This window comes from Pseudomonas alvandae (assembly GCF_019141525.1).
GTDB lineage: Bacteria > Pseudomonadota > Gammaproteobacteria > Pseudomonadales > Pseudomonadaceae > Aquipseudomonas > Aquipseudomonas alvandae.
The window spans coordinates 2,277,606-2,293,336 of the sequence record NZ_CP077080.1 but is presented as its reverse complement, the minus strand read 5'-3'; the positions used below and the strand labels follow the sequence as shown (position 1 = coordinate 2,293,336).

At 60.6% G+C, this 15,731-nt stretch carries 17 protein-coding genes; 8 read left to right on the top strand and 9 right to left on the bottom strand.

The genetic code is table 11. From position 1 onward, the window contains the following. Positions 1 to 47: 47 nt before the first annotated feature. Positions 48 to 527, top strand: a complete 480-nt coding sequence (locus KSS97_RS10275; protein ID WP_030139999.1) for a hypothetical protein — start codon at positions 48 to 50, stop codon at positions 525 to 527. 33 nt (positions 528 to 560) lie between these two features. Here the strand turns inward: KSS97_RS10275 and KSS97_RS10270 are convergent, their stop codons facing one another. Then, a complete protein-coding gene (locus KSS97_RS10270; protein ID WP_051065964.1) occupies positions 561 to 803 on the bottom strand; it encodes a hypothetical protein in 243 nt (80 codons plus the stop codon). Positions 804 to 910: 107 nt separating this feature from the next. After that, a complete protein-coding gene (locus KSS97_RS10265) occupies positions 911 to 2,134 on the bottom strand; it encodes an MFS transporter (RefSeq protein WP_217861571.1) in 1,224 nt (407 codons plus the stop codon). A gap of 240 nt (positions 2,135 to 2,374) precedes the next feature. Between KSS97_RS10265 and KSS97_RS10260 the strand changes: the two genes are divergently transcribed. Beyond that, on the top strand, positions 2,375 to 3,292 hold the full coding sequence (locus tag KSS97_RS10260; protein ID WP_217861570.1) for an AraC family transcriptional regulator: 918 nt from the start codon (positions 2,375 to 2,377) through the stop codon (positions 3,290 to 3,292). On the opposite strand, the gene cuyB is transcribed toward KSS97_RS10260, so the two are convergent. Together cuyB and KSS97_RS10250 are read right to left on the bottom strand one after the other, a co-directional pair. Continuing rightward, on the bottom strand, positions 3,276 to 4,796 hold the full coding sequence (gene cuyB / locus KSS97_RS10255; protein WP_217861569.1) for a cysteate racemase: 1,521 nt from the start codon (positions 4,794 to 4,796) through the stop codon (positions 3,276 to 3,278). The two genes, KSS97_RS10260 and cuyB, sit on opposite strands and share 17 nt — an antisense overlap. An 11-nt stretch (positions 4,797 to 4,807) precedes the next feature. Next, entirely contained in the window at positions 4,808 to 6,115 is a 1,308-nt protein-coding gene (locus KSS97_RS10250) for a dicarboxylate/amino acid:cation symporter (RefSeq protein ID WP_030139994.1), read from the bottom strand. Between the two features lie 226 nt (positions 6,116 to 6,341). Between KSS97_RS10250 and KSS97_RS10245 the strand changes: the two genes are divergently transcribed. Then, positions 6,342 to 7,259 (top strand): LysR substrate-binding domain-containing protein, encoded by a 918-nt coding sequence (locus KSS97_RS10245; protein ID WP_198797810.1) that lies wholly within the window; start codon positions 6,342 to 6,344, stop codon positions 7,257 to 7,259. On the opposite strand, the gene KSS97_RS10240 is transcribed toward KSS97_RS10245, so the two are convergent. The 5 genes from KSS97_RS10240 to KSS97_RS10220 form a co-directional block, all read right to left on the bottom strand. Next, a complete protein-coding gene (locus tag KSS97_RS10240; protein ID WP_198797811.1) occupies positions 7,248 to 8,141 on the bottom strand; it encodes a LysR family transcriptional regulator in 894 nt (297 codons plus the stop codon). The two genes, KSS97_RS10245 and KSS97_RS10240, sit on opposite strands and share 12 nt — an antisense overlap. 4 nt (positions 8,142 to 8,145) lie before the next feature. Next, positions 8,146 to 8,832 (bottom strand): cysteine hydrolase family protein, encoded by a 687-nt coding sequence (locus KSS97_RS10235; RefSeq protein WP_033864494.1) that lies wholly within the window; start codon positions 8,830 to 8,832, stop codon positions 8,146 to 8,148. A 338-nt stretch (positions 8,833 to 9,170) separates the two neighbouring features. After that, the gene (locus tag KSS97_RS10230) at positions 9,171 to 9,446 is read right to left on the bottom strand and encodes a hypothetical protein (protein WP_030139990.1); all 276 of its coding nucleotides are present in this window, start codon (positions 9,444 to 9,446) and stop codon (positions 9,171 to 9,173) included. A 189-nt stretch (positions 9,447 to 9,635) separates the two neighbouring features. Then, positions 9,636 to 10,487 carry a TIGR03915 family putative DNA repair protein gene (locus KSS97_RS10225; RefSeq protein WP_217861568.1) on the bottom strand — a complete coding sequence of 284 codons (852 nt, stop codon included), beginning with the start codon at positions 10,485 to 10,487 and terminating at the stop codon, positions 9,636 to 9,638. Then, complete coding sequence (locus KSS97_RS10220) at positions 10,478 to 11,698, bottom strand: putative DNA modification/repair radical SAM protein (RefSeq protein ID WP_198797816.1); 1,221 nt, start codon at positions 11,696 to 11,698, stop codon at positions 10,478 to 10,480. The genes KSS97_RS10225 and KSS97_RS10220 overlap by 10 nt, the downstream gene beginning before the upstream one ends. Before the next feature lie 160 nt (positions 11,699 to 11,858). Between KSS97_RS10220 and KSS97_RS10215 the strand changes: the two genes are divergently transcribed. The 5 genes from KSS97_RS10215 (at position 11,859) to tal (ending at position 15,623) form a co-directional block, all read left to right on the top strand. Then, complete coding sequence (locus KSS97_RS10215; RefSeq protein ID WP_085987050.1) at positions 11,859 to 12,029, top strand: YhfG family protein; 171 nt, start codon at positions 11,859 to 11,861, stop codon at positions 12,027 to 12,029. Next, positions 12,029 to 12,634 carry a putative adenosine monophosphate-protein transferase Fic gene (locus tag KSS97_RS10210; protein ID WP_217861567.1) on the top strand — a complete coding sequence of 202 codons (606 nt, stop codon included), beginning with the start codon at positions 12,029 to 12,031 and terminating at the stop codon, positions 12,632 to 12,634. The genes KSS97_RS10215 and KSS97_RS10210 overlap by 1 nt, the downstream gene beginning before the upstream one ends. A 116-nt stretch (positions 12,635 to 12,750) precedes the next feature. Further along, on the top strand, positions 12,751 to 13,422 hold the full coding sequence (locus KSS97_RS10205) for a metallophosphoesterase (RefSeq protein WP_264081989.1): 672 nt from the start codon (positions 12,751 to 12,753) through the stop codon (positions 13,420 to 13,422). A 100-nt stretch (positions 13,423 to 13,522) separates the two neighbouring features. Next, positions 13,523 to 14,518 (top strand): tRNA dihydrouridine(20/20a) synthase DusA, encoded by a 996-nt coding sequence (gene dusA / locus KSS97_RS10200; RefSeq protein ID WP_217861566.1) that lies wholly within the window; start codon positions 13,523 to 13,525, stop codon positions 14,516 to 14,518. Between the two features lie 178 nt (positions 14,519 to 14,696). Then, a complete protein-coding gene (gene tal, locus KSS97_RS10195; protein ID WP_217861565.1) occupies positions 14,697 to 15,623 on the top strand; it encodes a transaldolase in 927 nt (308 codons plus the stop codon). The last annotated feature ends 108 nt before the right edge of the window (positions 15,624 to 15,731 follow it).

Genomic DNA, 15,731 nt, shown 5'->3' with positions numbered 1-15,731 from the left:
CCGCCCCTTCAGCTAAGCTCAACCCATCACCACGACAGGGAATCGACATGAGCAAGGCAGACGAACTCGCGGCGAAGCTGAGGCAGGCCCAACGCACGCCGGCCGACACCGACAATTGTGCGGACCTGGCGATCGAACATTGGCCTGGCCAGGTGTACGAGCTGTATCGCCAGCTTGAAACCTGGCTGGCGCCGGTCTGTGAGGCGGGCCTGGTTATCCGGCGTAACCCCACCCATGTATTCGAGCGTCATGCCAGCGGATCGACGTATAACTACGCCATTGATCAGTTGGTCATCGAAGGTAATCACCGTCGCATCTCGCTTGATCCGATCGCCCGTTTCTCCCCCGGCGCCGAAGGGTGCATCGAAATCCACATGAAAGGCATGGAGCGCTGCATCCTGCGGACGGTGGGCGAACATGGCGAGTCGCGCTGGCATCTGCAGCCAACCGGACAACCACGGCCCGAACCCGTCACGTTGGATGAAGATGATTTCCTCTCGATCATCGAGGAAGGCTTAGGTCTCTAATGCAAGAGCGGGCGACTCAACGAGTCGCCCGTCTTAGTTCGGGGCCGATTCGAATGTCGCGTCTGGCCCGCTTTTGGTCGGCGCCCCTGCTTGCCTGTCTATGAGGATCGCCAAGGCATTGTCGATCTCATCGGCGGCGCGCTCGGCATGTTGGGCGTCCGCCCAAGTCCAGTACTGCTCCGACACGAGCCCGCCGACCGCATGCGCGCATAACTCATCGCAACTGATGCCCATCTTTCCCGCAGCGGCGATGACTGCCAGGAGGGCTTGCTCCAAGGGCTGGACTCTTTCAGTAGACACAACTAACCAACTCGGTAGGTAACCAGCCTGGAGCTTACCAAGATATCAATGTGCCACCAACCGCAGGCGCCCAACGGTCCTTCTCAACCCACCGTGCTGTATGTCCTGGCGCGCGATGTCCGCGAGGATTGTCGAGCCGCCGCGCGAGCGGCCAGGATCGTCAACACAGCGGCAACAACCAGCACGGCCGCGCTGGTCTCGAAGGTCGCGCGATAACCGCTCAAGTCGAACAGAACGCCGCCCACCGTGGCCCCCGAGGCGATGGCGAGCTGGACGATCGCAACCATCAAACCGCCCCCGGCCTCGGCATCGTCCGGCAACGTTCTGGCCAGCCAAGTCCACCAACCTACGGGGGCGGCCGTGGCCACCAGGCCCCAGAGGCCGAGCAGCACAGCCGTGACCGACGCGGAGCTGCCGAACCCCACCAGCGCGAGGGCGATCGCGGCCATCAACAGCGGGATGACAATGAGCGTGCGATACAGGCCGTTCTTCAAGAACGAGCCGATCAGAAAAGTGCCCAGCAAACCCGCCAGACCAATCGCCAGCAACATCAGCGATAGCAGCGACACGCCCACCTGCGTCACGGTTTCCAGGAAGGGTCGCAGGTAAGTGAACAACATGAACTGGCCCATGAAGAGCGTGCTGACCGCCAGCATGCCCAACGCCACCGGCGCCCGGGTCATGAGCTTGAAAGGATTCCCGCCGCCGCGCTTCGCCTGGTTCGGCATCGAGGGCAGGCTCAACAGCAGCCACGCCAGGGCGAGTGCGGCAACCGGCACGATGCAGAAAAACGCGCCACGCCAACCGATAATCGCCCCCAGAAAGCTGCCTAGCGGCGCAGCGACAACTGTCGCCAGGGCGTTGCCACCGTTGACGATGGCCAGGGCGCGAGGGACTTTATCTTCCGGCACCAGCCGCATGGCCGTGGCCGCCGACAGCGACCAGAAGCCGCCAATCGCAACGCCGATCAGCGCGCGACCGACCATGAAAATCAGGTAACTGGGCGCCATTGCCGCCACTGTGCCGGACAAGATCATCAACAGCGTCAGTGCCGAGAGCAGCCACTTGCGTTCGATCCGGGCCGCAATCGGTGCGATGAGCAGGCTGGTCACCAGGGCAAAGGCTCCCGAGACGGCGATGCCCTGGCCGGCCTGCCCTTCAGTGATCTGGAGGTCCGCCGCCACCGGCGTCAGCAAGCTGACTGGCATGAATTCGGACGCAACAAGGGCGAAGGCAGCCAGCGACATGGCAAGCACCGCGCCCCACGCAGGCTTGCCCTGTGGTTCTAGCGATGAGATAGAGGTCATAACAATCCTGAAATTTCTGGAGCGCTCGGAAGCCCTCGTGGGAGCGAGCTTGCTCGCGACGGCGACGATGACGCCATGAACTGAATCCGACGGGTATTTTCACGAATGGGTATCGACGGTCGGTAGAACATTTCGCTGGAGTTCTTGCCCGATCCTGTGAACCCGCCGGTTACGCATAGGCAACGCTTCGCTTGGCGGGTTAATGTTCTGCCCATAGCTATCAACCCAGACAGAATCGACATGACCACCCAAGGCAGATCGCCACAAGACCGGCTCGCAAACCTCATCGCCACCCGGACGGCCGGCGCGGGTGACTTTGAAACGTCAATTGCGGGCCTGTGCTTTTTCCGTCGCGACGCCCCTGCCCCGCCTATGACCTGCATGATCGAGCCAAGCATCGTCCTCGTCGCCCAGGGGATGAAGCAGGTGTGGATTGGCGGCCAGGCATACGGGTACGACACCACACGTTTCCTGATGACGTCGCTGGATATGCCCGCGAACTCCGAAGTGCTGGCGGCCAGCCCGGAGCAGCCGTGCCTGGGCCTGGTCATGCGGCTTGACTTGCGCATGGTCGCCGATCTGGTCGCCCAGGGTGGCGTGGCGCCCAGTGTCGAGCGCCCCGCGGGGATTGGTGCGAGTATCGGCACGGCGTCAGCGGATTTCCTCGAGCCGTTCGTGCGTCTGCTGGCGCTGCTGGATGAACCCGAAGCGATCCCCGTGCTGGCCCCGCTGATCCAGCGGGAGATCCACTATCGACTGTTGATGAGCGACCAGGCCGCGCGGCTGAGGCAGATTGCCTCCGTCGACAGCCAGGGTTACCGGATCGCCAAGGCCATCGACTGGCTGAAACTCAACTACACCGGGCCCGTTCGCGTGGACGACCTCGCGGCGCGCGTGCAGATGAGCGCCCCGACCTTCCACCATCATTTCCGCCAGCTCACCGCGATGAGCCCGCTGCAATACCAGAAGTGGCTGCGGTTGAACGAAGCGAAGCGCCTGATGCTCAACGAGCACCTGGACGTGGCGAGCGCCGCCTACCAGGTGGGCTATGAAAGCCCTTCGCAATTCAGCCGTGAATACAGCCGTCTGTTCGGCGCTTCGCCGAAGCGGGACATCGCGGCGTTGCGCAGGCCCGCGAATATCATGAACGCTGACTGATTCGCGGTGCCCGGTTCCATTGTGTCGAGGAACCCTCAACCTGGCCCGCCAGCGCAATACACTTGCGTGCCAGGATCAGAGTGGGGTCAACAAGCGCCACCTGATGCCCGTTGATATCGAACGCCTCGCAATGCCTCAACACCAACGGCAGCTCCGTACAGCCAAGAATCAACACCTGTGCCCCCAGTTCGCACAAGTGCTCAGCCGCCAGCAATAGCTGTTCCCGGCAAAGCCCCTCGGTGAAACCGGCCTTGATGCCTCGCGGCCCGTAGATGGCGTCCATCACCATGGCCTGATAGTCGACACCGGGCGTAACGATTTCCAGCCCGGCGCGGCTGGCCGCCTGGTGATAGACCTGGCTCTGCAAGGTGCCGGACGTCGCCAACAGACCGACTGCCTTGCCGGAGCCGTACGCGTTCACGATCCACTCAACCGTCTCGGTCAGCATATTCACGATCGGCACCGTCAGATGCGCCTGGATGCGCTCGACAAATGCGTGGGCCGTGTTGCAGGGAATGGCGATGGCGTCGGCGCCCGCACTCTCGAGGCGTTTGCAGGTGGCGTACAGCGCCATCGTCGGGTCCGCCTCATTGTGCAGCAGGTTCGCCGTGCGGTCAGGGATCTGCGGGTTCTGCTCAACCACCAGCTTGATGTGGTCCTGATCCTTGTCGGCGGGCGTATTGGCGACCACCTTGGCCATGAAATCCACCGTGGCGGCGGGCCCGACACCGCCGACGATACCGAGCTTGAAGGCTGGGCGATGGTGGGGTTGCGGGTCCGTCGTCGCAAAATCCGCATAGATCTGGTTGATGTCCAGGACATTCAGCCTTTGATCCTGCAAAGGCCCACAGATCAGCGAAAGCTCGGTCATGCCGGGGACGATTACCGTTGCGCCTTGGGCTCGCAGCGAAAGGCAGGCCTGGTGGACCGCCTCGAACGGCGCGCCATCGAAGTGGCCGTCCTTGATACCGTCGAGGCCGTACATCGCCTCCATCACCTTCGATTGCGCTTCGACGTCGGGGTAGATAACCGGGTAGTCCTTGCCAAAGTGCTCTTCGAACAGACCGCTATGGCGAACGAAGTCGGAAGCGATCACACCCAACGTCGCCCCGACAGGGACGCTACGGCGGACGTGCCCACTCAGGGCCGCCATCATGTCGAGCACGGCAATACCTAATTCAGCCTCGACTTCCGCGCGAAAGGTCTGGCTGGCGAAGCATGGCAGCATCACCGCATCCAGGCCGCTCGCCTCGAAGGCCTTGCACACCTGGAACACGTAGAACTTACGCGACGTCATGCTCGCGCCTGCGTCCAAGGGCAGCAGCACGTCCTTGAACGGATGCTGTTCGAACAGGAAATGATAGCGGCCCTGGTCTTCGATCACGGCCCTGGACTTGACCAGTTTGTAGAACAGGTCACCGCCGGCCAGCGACCCCAGGCCACCGACGATGCCCAGCTTGCGGACGACAGATACGTTGCGGATCGACTTGCCCTTGGCCTTCATATCGTTTCTCCTCAAACAACCGGGACCGTTCCGGGAGCCGCTTCGGCACGAGACCGGACGGCGGGCTGTTCGCAGGCTTCCTCGGCGTGCTCTTCGTATGGCTCGGCCTTGGCCACAACGGCCGTTGCGATGCTGTTACCCACCACATTGGTCGCCGTACGCGCCATGTCCAGGAATTGGTCGATGCCAATGATCAGCAACAGCCCCGCCTCGGGAAGGTTGAACATCGGCAACGTCGCCGCGACCACCACGACCGATGCCCGGGCCACGCCGGCCATGCCCTTGCTGGTGATCATCAGTGTCAGAAGAATCAGCATCTGCTGAGTGAAACTCAGGTCAATGTTGTAGGCCTGGGCAATGAACAGGATCGCGAACGCTTGATACATCATCGAGCCGTCGAGGTTGAACGAATACCCCAGGGGCAGCACGAAGCTGGAGACGCGTTTGGGCGCGCCAAATTTCTCCAGCGCCTCGATGGTTTTCGGATAGGCGGATTCGCTGCTCGCGGTGGAAAAGGCCAACAGGATCGGCTCCCGGATCAGCTTGCCCAAATGAAAAACCGAACGTCCAAGGAACACGTATCCAGCACCGAACAGCAACGCCCAGAGGATCAGGATGCCCAAGTAGAACTCGGCGATGAGCTTGCCGTAATCCACCAGCAAGCCCAGGCCCTGGGTGGTGATGGCCGAAGCGATGGCGGCGAACACACCAATCGGTGCAAAGGCCATCACGTAGTCGGTGATCTTGAACATCACCTTCGCCAATTCTTCGATGGAATCGGTGATGCGCGTGTGACCGGCGCGCTTGACGCCTGCCAGCGCGAAGCCGAAGAACAGCGAGAAAACCACGATTTGCAGGATCTCGTTATTGGCCATTGCCTCGGCAATACTTCGAGGAAAGACATGGCCGATAAACGCCTTGAGACTGAAATCCCCAGTGTTGACGGGCACGGCTGCGGACGCATGCTGGGCGACTTCCAGATTCAATCCGGCGCCAGGTTGGAACAGGTTGACCAACCCCATGCCAATCAACAGCGACACAATCGAAGCCGTCACGAACCACCCCATCGCCCGGGCGCCAATCCTTCCTACGGAGCGGGAGTTGCCCATGCTGGCGATACCACCGACCAATGTCGCGAACACCAGTGGCGCAATGATCATTTTGATCATGCGCAGGAAAATGTCGGTGACCATCGAGAAATATGCAGCGATTTCCTTGGCGCTTTGCTCGCTCCCTGCGAAATGGTGACACGCCCAACCCACCAGCACGCCCAGGGCGATGCCCATGGCAATTCGACGCGGGAGCTTGTTCTTTTTCACGGTGCTGTCCTCAAGTAGTTCTTGGATTTTTATTACTTGGCAGGTCACGCTGATTCGCCTGAAGCCACGAGACGTCAGCGCTACGAGAACAATTCTAGGGAGAGCATCGAACGGCATGATGAGTAATCCGGCCACGCTCATGCATTTTCGGAATAGTTATGTGTTTGGCGCTACGGGCCGGGGGATTGGACCCTAGAATGATCCCTTCATGACGAGGGATTTCTAGATGCAACTCAAATGGCTGGACGACCTCCTGGCGATCGCCGAATGGAAAAACTTCTCCCGGGCAGCCGAAGTCCGCTGCGTGACGCAATCGGCTCTATCGCGACGTATTCGCTCGCTTGAAGAATGGGTGGGCGTCAAGTTGGTGGACCGTGGCACTTATCCGGTCCAGTTGACGGCGGCGGGGATCACTTTTTGCGATGAGAGCAGAGAGGCACTCGCCGGGCTGTTGAGGTTGCGTTCGGCCCTGCGCGATGTGGAGCGGATGCCGGGGCGCTCGATCCAGATCACTGCGGGTCACAGCCTGTCGATGACTTTCTTGCCCAAGTGGCTCGCGCAATTCCAGCAACACAACGAACAATTCAATGCCCGGGTGGTTGCCGCCAATATCCATGACGCCGTGATTGCCCTGGAGGAAGGCAGCTGCGACTTGATGATGGTTTATCACCATCCATTGGCGCCCATCCTGTTGGACGCCGAGCGTTTCGGCAGCCTGACCCTCGGTCATGATTCATTCATTCCACTCTGTGCACCGAACCGCAAAGGCGAACCCCTGTTCCCATTGTCAGGCCGCTCCGGCAAGGCCGTGCCGTACCTCGCCTACACGGCCACTACGTTCCTGGGTCGCGTCGCCGACATCGTCATCAAGAACGGCCCGACACCGACTGCGCTGGAACGCTGCTATGAGGCCGACATGGCCATGCTGCTGATGCGCATGGCGGTTGAGGGCTACGGCGTGGCGTGGCTGCCACAAAGCGCAGTGGCCGATGAGCTGGCGCGAGGGCTGCTGGTCAGGGCCGGCGATGAGCAATGGAGCACGCGATTGGAGATTCGATCGTACTGCACGAATGCCAATCGCAATCCAACGATGCGCAAGCTCTGGAAAACGCTGGAGGGCGCGTCGCTGCGCTCACCCGCCTGACATCGCCTGGTAGTACTGCGCCATGTAATCGACGAACACTCGCACCTTGGCCGGCAGATGCCGGGCGTGAGGATAAAGCGCGTAGTAGTGCCGTTCCCCAAGGGTGTGCTCAGGCAGAATCCGCACCAACCTTCCCGCCAGCAGGTCATCCTGCACCGTCGCCAGGGTAAATGCGGCAATGCCACCACCCGCCAAGGCACAGGCGTGCAAGGCAGTGATGGTGTCTGTGTGAAACGTGCCGTGACAGTCCAGGGTAATCGATTCCCCCTTCGCATTGGCGAGCGTCCATTGGCCAGCCGGTCCATAGGTGAGTAGCCGATGGTCGTTGAGTTCGGCAACGCTGCGAGGCAAGCCACGCTTGAACACGTAGGCCGGCGCCGCGACCAACACCAACGGCGATACGCTGAGCAACCGCGCGACCAGGCTGCTGTCGGCCAGGGGCCCACAGATGCGTAGCGCCACATCGAATCCCTCGGCCACCAGATCGACCAACGGATCGGAGCAAGACAAATCAATCTGGATGTCTGGGTACTGCGCCTGGAAGGCTGGCAACCAATGCGCCAGCTCCAGCGTACCGACCACCAACGGCGCGCTGATCCGAAGCAGCCCGGACGGACGCTCGCGTTCCTGCGTGACAGCTTGGGACGCGGCATCGACTCGATCAAGAATATCCACGCAGGCTGCGTAGTACCTTTCCCCCGCCGCCGTAAGACTCATGCGGCGGGTATTGCGATTGATCAGACGCACGCCCAACGCGGATTCCAATTGCTGCAAATGTCGGGAGACCGACGAGTGCGTGGTGCCCAGCCGCTCGGCGGCGGCTGTAAAACCCTGGGCCTCGACGACGCAGCGGAACACGCGCATGGCGAGCATCTGATTCATGGGGTTAGCGCACCGGTAGCTTGATGATTTCGGCGGTGTTCATCACATCGCCGAACGTGTCCTCGATTTCGGCGAGCGCGGCCTGGTGCAAGGCGTCCTTGTCGGTCGACTCTCCGTTGACCCGGGTAATCGCGCGGGTGGCCGATGCATCGGCCGCCACCAACACGTTATAGCTCAGCGGCGCCGCATCCCGGGCTGCGCCCGCCACGCACGCATGTGTCATGAGACCGGAGACGATCACGTTCTCAATACCCGCGGCTTTAAGACGCTTGTCCAGATCGGTACTGCCAAACACGCTGACGGTGGTTTTCTGCAAAACCGGATCCTTGGCCCTGGGCTGCATGTCGGGGTGGAATTTCACGGTTTCACCGTCGATGGCGAACACTGGCGAACCAGCGGGTGCAATGTGCCGGACATGGTAGACGGGCATCTTGTGTTCATCGGCGAACTCGATCAGCTTTCGGGCGTTGGCCAGCGCTGCCGGGCCGTCGGGGATCGGCATCTTACCGGTGAAGTATTCGTTCTGGAAATCGATCACCAGTAACGCGGTTTTACCGGCAGGCAACTGGCTGACCGGCACTGCGCCGGACATGGCGCGGATAGTTGGATGAGTTTCGGCCGAGGCGCCGGCGCTGGCGAGAACGCCTGAGATTACACAGGCGGAGAGGAAACGACGGGTAAAACGCTGCATGGACAGTTCCTTCTTTCGTGGAGTGAATGAAGGGAATGCTAGGGCCATGACCGGCACCCGAACACAGCGTGGGCGGCACAGGACTTGTTTAGGATTTGCACAGGTGAGCCGTGATCGGGGCGTTGCCGCTCGCTAAAGGACGTCGACAAACCCGTGGCGAGGGAGCTTGCTCCCGCTCGGCTGCGAAGCAGTCGTGAATCGGCGGGTGCGGTGTGTCTGACATTTCGAATTCGCTGGTTTAGGGGCCGCTTCGCGCCCCAGCGGGAGCAAGCTCCCTCGCCACGGGTCCATCGTTTTATCCAGCATCAAGGGCGACCCTGGCAAGGTCGCCGACTGCATCAAGACGCGAGAAGTTGTGCCTGTAAACGTCGTCCGATCACATCCAGCAAATCACAACCGTCGCGCAGAGGGATTGCCAATACCTGCGCGAAGTCGTGCAGGACGACGGCGTCGGTGCTGATTTCGGAACGCATCGCGAGGTTCTCCAATAACTGGGTGACAGCGGCGATTCGGTAGGCGGCTGTGTCGTGCAGCACGTCCAGAGGTGCTTCCGTGTCGATCAGAAGGGCGTGGAAATTGTTTTCGATACCGGTGATGGGCATGTAGCGGGACATGGGTGTTTCTCCTGCCGTGATGGGCTCAATGGCTAGGTTTCGTGAGGGCTTCCACACCCTGCCGCTGAATTTGCAGCGACGGAAGGAATTTAACGTGCGGGGCGATTGGCGGATAGTCGGCCGGAAGCGACGCAGTTTGAGGGAAATTTCCGATGAGGCTGTCCGGCGTTGGGTTCGCAGCTTGTTTAGCTATTCGTTAGCGACGGCACCAGCAACTATTCGCTTACCGATTTGCCTTCCCACCTCCAATGCCTGCCCATCCCTCTGCTTCCCCTGCCGCGCCTGCCCCACCAACTGCGGAATCAAATCCCCTTCCGGCAAGTGCTTCCAGAATCGCCCCGGCATGTGTTGGCGCAACGCGGTGGGGTTGAGCCTCGCCGGGTTGAAGATGTGTCGATAATAGGTGCGCCACAATTCCGCGCCGGGGTCTTCGGCGTGGCGGGCCCATTGTTGCCATTGCTCGGGGCAACGGCGCTGGTAGTCCAGCGAATGCCCATCGAAACGAATGCCGTCGCGGGGCGTTGCGATCAGCCAGCGTTGTCGACCCAATCGCTCGGCAAAATGCCCGCTCGCGCTTTCAAGGATGTCGTGGGCCGGCTGGTGGAAAGCCACAAGGTCCAGTTGCAGTTGTTCAGCGACCGCAGGCGGCAAGGGTATGAAACGCACGAATGCATGAAGGTGATGGGCTTCGCGGCTGACCTGCTTGATGCGCCGTTGCAGCTCGCTGCCCAATCGATCACCAGCGAGCATAGCGGTGCGATCACCATGGGCGACGCGCCAGAGCACTTCGTACAACAGGTTCCAGCGTTGTTCGCCCTGGTAGCGACTGGCCTGATCCAGTTGACCCAACAACCCCGCCGGGACGCGTGTCTGGAACGGTCCCGGGCCTTGCGGCAGTGGCGCCGGCTCTGCCAGCAGGTCAGCCATGGGGCCTTGGGCCCAGGTCACGTCGCTGGGGTCGATTCCGTGGCCCAACAGTGTTCTGGCCTGGTTACGCCAGGTGCTGAAATCGTCGTCGCAATCCAATGCAATCACGCCCACAACCCCATTTGTACGGGCCGCTGCGGATCGCGCAAGCGCGCTCGGAGCAAGCCGCTGCGCACCTGGCCGTCAGCGGGTCGGTAATCGCTGGTCACAATGAACGGACGGGCCTTTTCCAACACGCAACGCAACTGCACCAGGTCGTCGTAGCGAATCCGCCGTTCCCTGCGCAGTGCCACCAGGCGTTGCACGCTACGAAGGCCGATGCCGGGAATACGCGCGAGCAAGGCCGGCTCGGCACGGTTGAGGTCGAGTGGAAACACATCGCGATTGGCCAACGCCCAGGCCAGCTTGGGGTCGATGTCCAGGTCCAGGTTGCTGGACGTAGTCAACAGCTCGCCCGCCTTGTAGCCGTAGCCACGCATCAGGAAGTCGGCTTGGTAGAGCCGGTGCTCGCGCAGCAAAGGTGGCGCGGCGAGTGGCACGCTGGCAGGGCTTTCGGGGATCGGGCTGAAGGCAGAATAATAGACCCGCCGCAATCCGTAGCCTTGATAGAGCGACTCGGCATTGCTGAGGATGGCGTGGTCATCGGTGGCATCCGCCCCGACGATCACCTGGGTGCTCTGCCCGGCCGGGGCAAAGCGAGGCGCCCGCGGTTCGCCGGCCACTGCCTGTTGACCGTCGTGGATGGTGCCCATGGCCTGGCGAATCGTCTTCAATTGCTTTTCCGGCGCCAGGCGCTTGAGGCTCACCTCGGAGGACAATTCGATATTCACGCTCAGGCGATCCGCCAGCCGCCCAGCCTCTTCGATCAATAGCGGATCCGCGTCGGGAATGGTCTTGAGATGGATGTAGCCTCGAAAGTGATGCTCCTCGCGCAGCAACCGCGCCACCCGGACCAGTTGCTCCATGGTGTAGTCGGCCGAGCGAATGATGCCGGAGCTGAGGAACAGACCGCTGATGCAATTGCGACGGTAGAAATCCAGGGTCAGCCGGACCACTTCCTCGGGTGTGAAACGCGCCCTCGGCACGTTGCTGGAGCGACGGTTGACGCAGTACTGGCAGTCGTACAAGCAGAAATTGGTCAACAACACCTTGAGCAGCGATACACAGCGCCCATCCGGCGTGTAGCTATGGCAGATCCCCATGCCATCCGTGGCCCCAAGCCCGTCCCGACCACGCGAACTGCGCTTGGGAGCACCACTGCTGGCACAGGACGCGTCATATTTGGCGGCGTCGGCAAGAATGCCGAGCTTGGCGATAAGCTCCATGGAAGATTTCTCAAATACTGTATGCATACACAGTATTTGGAGATTGATCGCGATGCAAGCTCCGCTGGTCAACCCAGCCAACGAGCAGAGAGTGACTGATGGATTCATCGGCACCACGATGGGCTATAATCCGGTCATTCACGCGATTCGAGGTCCAACCATGGGTACTGTCAGCCTTGAAACAAAAAAGGCCTACGCGGCCAGGACGCGCAGGTCCAACTACGCGGCCAGCCTGCGCCTGGAAGGCTTCAAAGTGTCTTTCGAGGACGGCGAACGCAAGCTACCTTCCCGTGAAGATGTCTTGAAAACCTTCACCAAGACCCGAGCCTGATGCCAGACAAATATGGCGTCGGCGAGGACGCCTACTGTTATCCCGGCTCCACGGTCCTGCGCAACAAACTCGATATCCGCGACGACCCCACCCTGGGCGAAGCCGAACAACAACTCTCGGCCATCGCGGCAAGCAACGTCGAATTCACCCCGCCTCCTTACAGTCTGGCTTACCTCCAGAATATCCATCGCGCCTTGTTCGCCGACTTGTTCGAATGGGCTGGACAGTTGCGAACCGTCGGCATGGCCAAGCAGGACACGCGTTTCTGCCAACCCGAATACATGGAAAAGGAAGCCAATAAAATCTTTGCCAGGATGGCAGCGGCGAACTGGTTCGAAGGGATGGGCCGAGCAGAACTGATCGTGGCCGTGGCGGATGCGTATTCCGATATCAACGTCGTTCACCCCTTCCGCGAAGGCAATGGCCGCGCCCAGCGCATCCTGTTCGAGCACCTCATCATGAACGCCGGTTTCGAAATCAGTTGGTGGGGCATCGAAAAAGACGAATGGATCAGCGCCAACATCGCGGCCTACAACTGCGTACTCGAGCCTATGGAAACGGTTTTCAAGAAGTGCATTGGACAGCCGATACAATCCCGACCATAAGTTATCTGCACTTCCTCGCTTAAGTGATACATTCCGTGCCAGCCAACCCTGCCGAAACCCTCTGTATGTACCGGATTGCCTCCTTTCCCCCAAACGAGCAAGGCCGAGACTTTGTCGTGGGCGACGTACATGGGCATTTCAAGCTTTTGGCGAAGGCCTTGGACAACCTCGAGTTCAATACCGAAATAGACCGGATTTTTTCCGTAGGCGACCTCATCGATCGCGGCCCCGACTCCGAAGATGTATTGAATTGGCTTGGAAAATCCTGGTTTCACGCGGTACGCGGCAACCATGAACAAATGGTGATCGACGGCATCCGCGGCCACGGAGACAAACCCAGGCACATCCGCAACGGCGGAGCCTGGCTCTACGCGTTGAACCCGGCCATCCAAGACCAACTTCTAAAAGCCCTTCAAGCACTTCCACTCATTATCGAAATCGACTTATCGGCTAATAAAACGATTGGAATCGTACATGCTCAAGCGCCGTTTTTCGGGCTGGATAATGATTGGCAAGGTGCGAAAGACGCCATTACCGGGGCACTCGGAAAGCAGGTTCAACAACAAGCCTTGGCGGAAGCCCTGTATGCCCGGGACAGGATCGAACAGCAGGACCCTACTCCCATAAAGGGCATCCACGAACTCTATGTCGGACATTCATCAGTCCCCACCGTCACGCGCCTCGGCAACGTTGTCTATGTGGACACTGGCTGCTCCTTTTCCGACGGAGCACTGAGCCTGGTGGAAATCAGCAGCCAATCTGTTTTCAGCATAGGCATGACGCAGTGAGGTAAGGGACTGCCTCGCTCATCGGTTCAGGGCCAACGGCATTCGCTGCCCTCCCATACCTGATAAACTGTGCGCCCTTCGCATCCGCCTCCAGATTCCCATGCCTCTTCAAGAAACTTCGCAACAGTCCGTGTCCCGCCGCTTCAGCGTTGCGCCGATGATGGATTGGACTGACGCCCACTGCCGCTACTTCCTGCGCATCCTCTCCAAACACGCCCTCCTCTACACCGAAATGGTCACCACCGGCGCCCTGCTCAATGGCGATCACGAGCGCTTCCTGCGCCACCACGAAACCGAGCATCCGCTGGCCCTGCAACTGGGTGGTAGCGTTCCAGCCGATTTAGCCGCTTGCGCCCGGATGGCCCAAGAGCACGGTTACGATGAGGTCAATCTCAACGTCGGCTGCCCAAGCGATCGGGTGCAGAACAACATGATCGGCGCGTGCCTGATGGGGCATCCAGAATTGGTGGCCGATTGCGTGAAGGCGATGCGGGATGCGGTGTCGATCCCGGTGACGGTGAAGCATCGGATCGGGATTAATGGTCGCGACAGCTACGAGCAGTTGTGCGAGTTCGTCGGGACGGTGCGTGACGCCGGCTGCACCAGTTTTACCGTGCACGCGCGGATTGCGATTCTCGAGGGGTTGTCGCCGAAAGAAAATCGCGACATTCCACCGCTGCGTTATGACGTGGTAGCGCGGTTGAAAGCGGATTTCCCTGAGCTGGAGGTCGTGCTCAACGGCGGGATCAAGACACTGGAAGCGTGCCACGAGCATCTGCAGACGTTTGACGGTGTGATGCTGGGTCGCGAGGCCTACCACAACCCGTATCTGCTGGCCGAAGTGGATCAGCAGTTGTTTGGCAGCACTGCACCCATCATCACTCGGGCCGAGGCCTTGGCAAAGCTGCGGCCGTATATCGCCGATCACTTGGCGAATGGCGGTGCCATGCACCACATCACCCGCCACGTGCTGGGACTGGGCACGGGATTCCCGGGCGCGCGGCGGTTCCGGCAGTTGTTGTCGGTAGATATCCACAAGGCCAAGGATCCACTGGCGCTGCTGGATCAGGCGGGGCAGTTGCTGGAAGGGCGTTAACCGTCACTTGCTTTGAACCTGCGCGCGGTTTTGGCATCGTATCTACCGACAGTTGCCCCGGCCATTCAAACAGCCGTTTCCAGGTTGTTGCCGCTGGGGCCATCGATACCTCTTCACGCCCTTGAGTGGCTGCCGGCCCTCGGGTAATGTCAACGGACCCATAGGACAGAGCACGCTCATGACTTCCAAGCTGGAACAACTCAAGCAGTTCACTACCGTCGTGGCCGATACTGGCGACTTCGAAGCCATCGCCCGCATCAAGCCCGTCGACGCCACCACCAACCCTTCCCTGCTGCTCAAAGCCTCGGCGATGCACGGTTATGCCGAGCTGCTGAACGCCTGCGTGGCGGACTGCAAGGGCGATGTGGGCCTGGCCAGCGACCGCTTTGGCGTCGCGGTGGGCCAGGAGATTCTGAAAGTGATTCCGGGGCGCATCTCCACCGAAGTGGATGCACGCCTGTCGTTCGACACTGAAGCCATGCTCAAGCGTGCGCATCGTCTGGTCGACCTGTACGAAAAAGCCGGCATTGGCCGGGACCGCGTCCTGATCAAGATCGCTTCGACCTGGGAAGGCATCCGCGCCGCCGAGAAACTCGAGCGCGAAGGCATCCAGTGCAACCTGACGCTGCTGTTCTCCTTCGCCCAGGCCGCCGCCTGTGCCGATGCCGGGGTATTCCTGATCTCGCCGTTCGTGGGCCGTATCTACGATTGGTACAAGAAAGCCAACGGCAACGACTACACCGGCGCGGACGACCCGGGCGTGCAGTCGGTGACGCGCATCTACAACTACTACAAGTCCAATGACTACAAGACCGTGGTCATGGGTGCAAGCTTCCGCAACCTCAACCAGATCGAACAACTGGCCGGTTGCGACCGCCTGACCGTCAGCCCTGAACTGCTGGAGAAACTGGCCGCCGATGAAGGCAAGCTGGAACGCAAACTGGCGCCTGGGCAAGCTGGAGAAGCGCGCCTGAGCCTCAACGAAGCGCAATTCCGCTGGTTGTCCAACGAGGACGCCATGGCGACCGAGAAACTGGCTGAAGGCATCCGTCAGTTCGCCCGGGACCAGGAGAAGTTGGAGGCGTTGCTGCAAGCCAAGCTTTGAGCTGACTCGCAAGGCATGCAAAAGGGCGAACCTTGATGGGTTCGCCCTTTTTTATGCGGCTCAGCCTGAGAAATCTGGCGTCTGTGCAGGCCATTCGCGAGCAAGCTC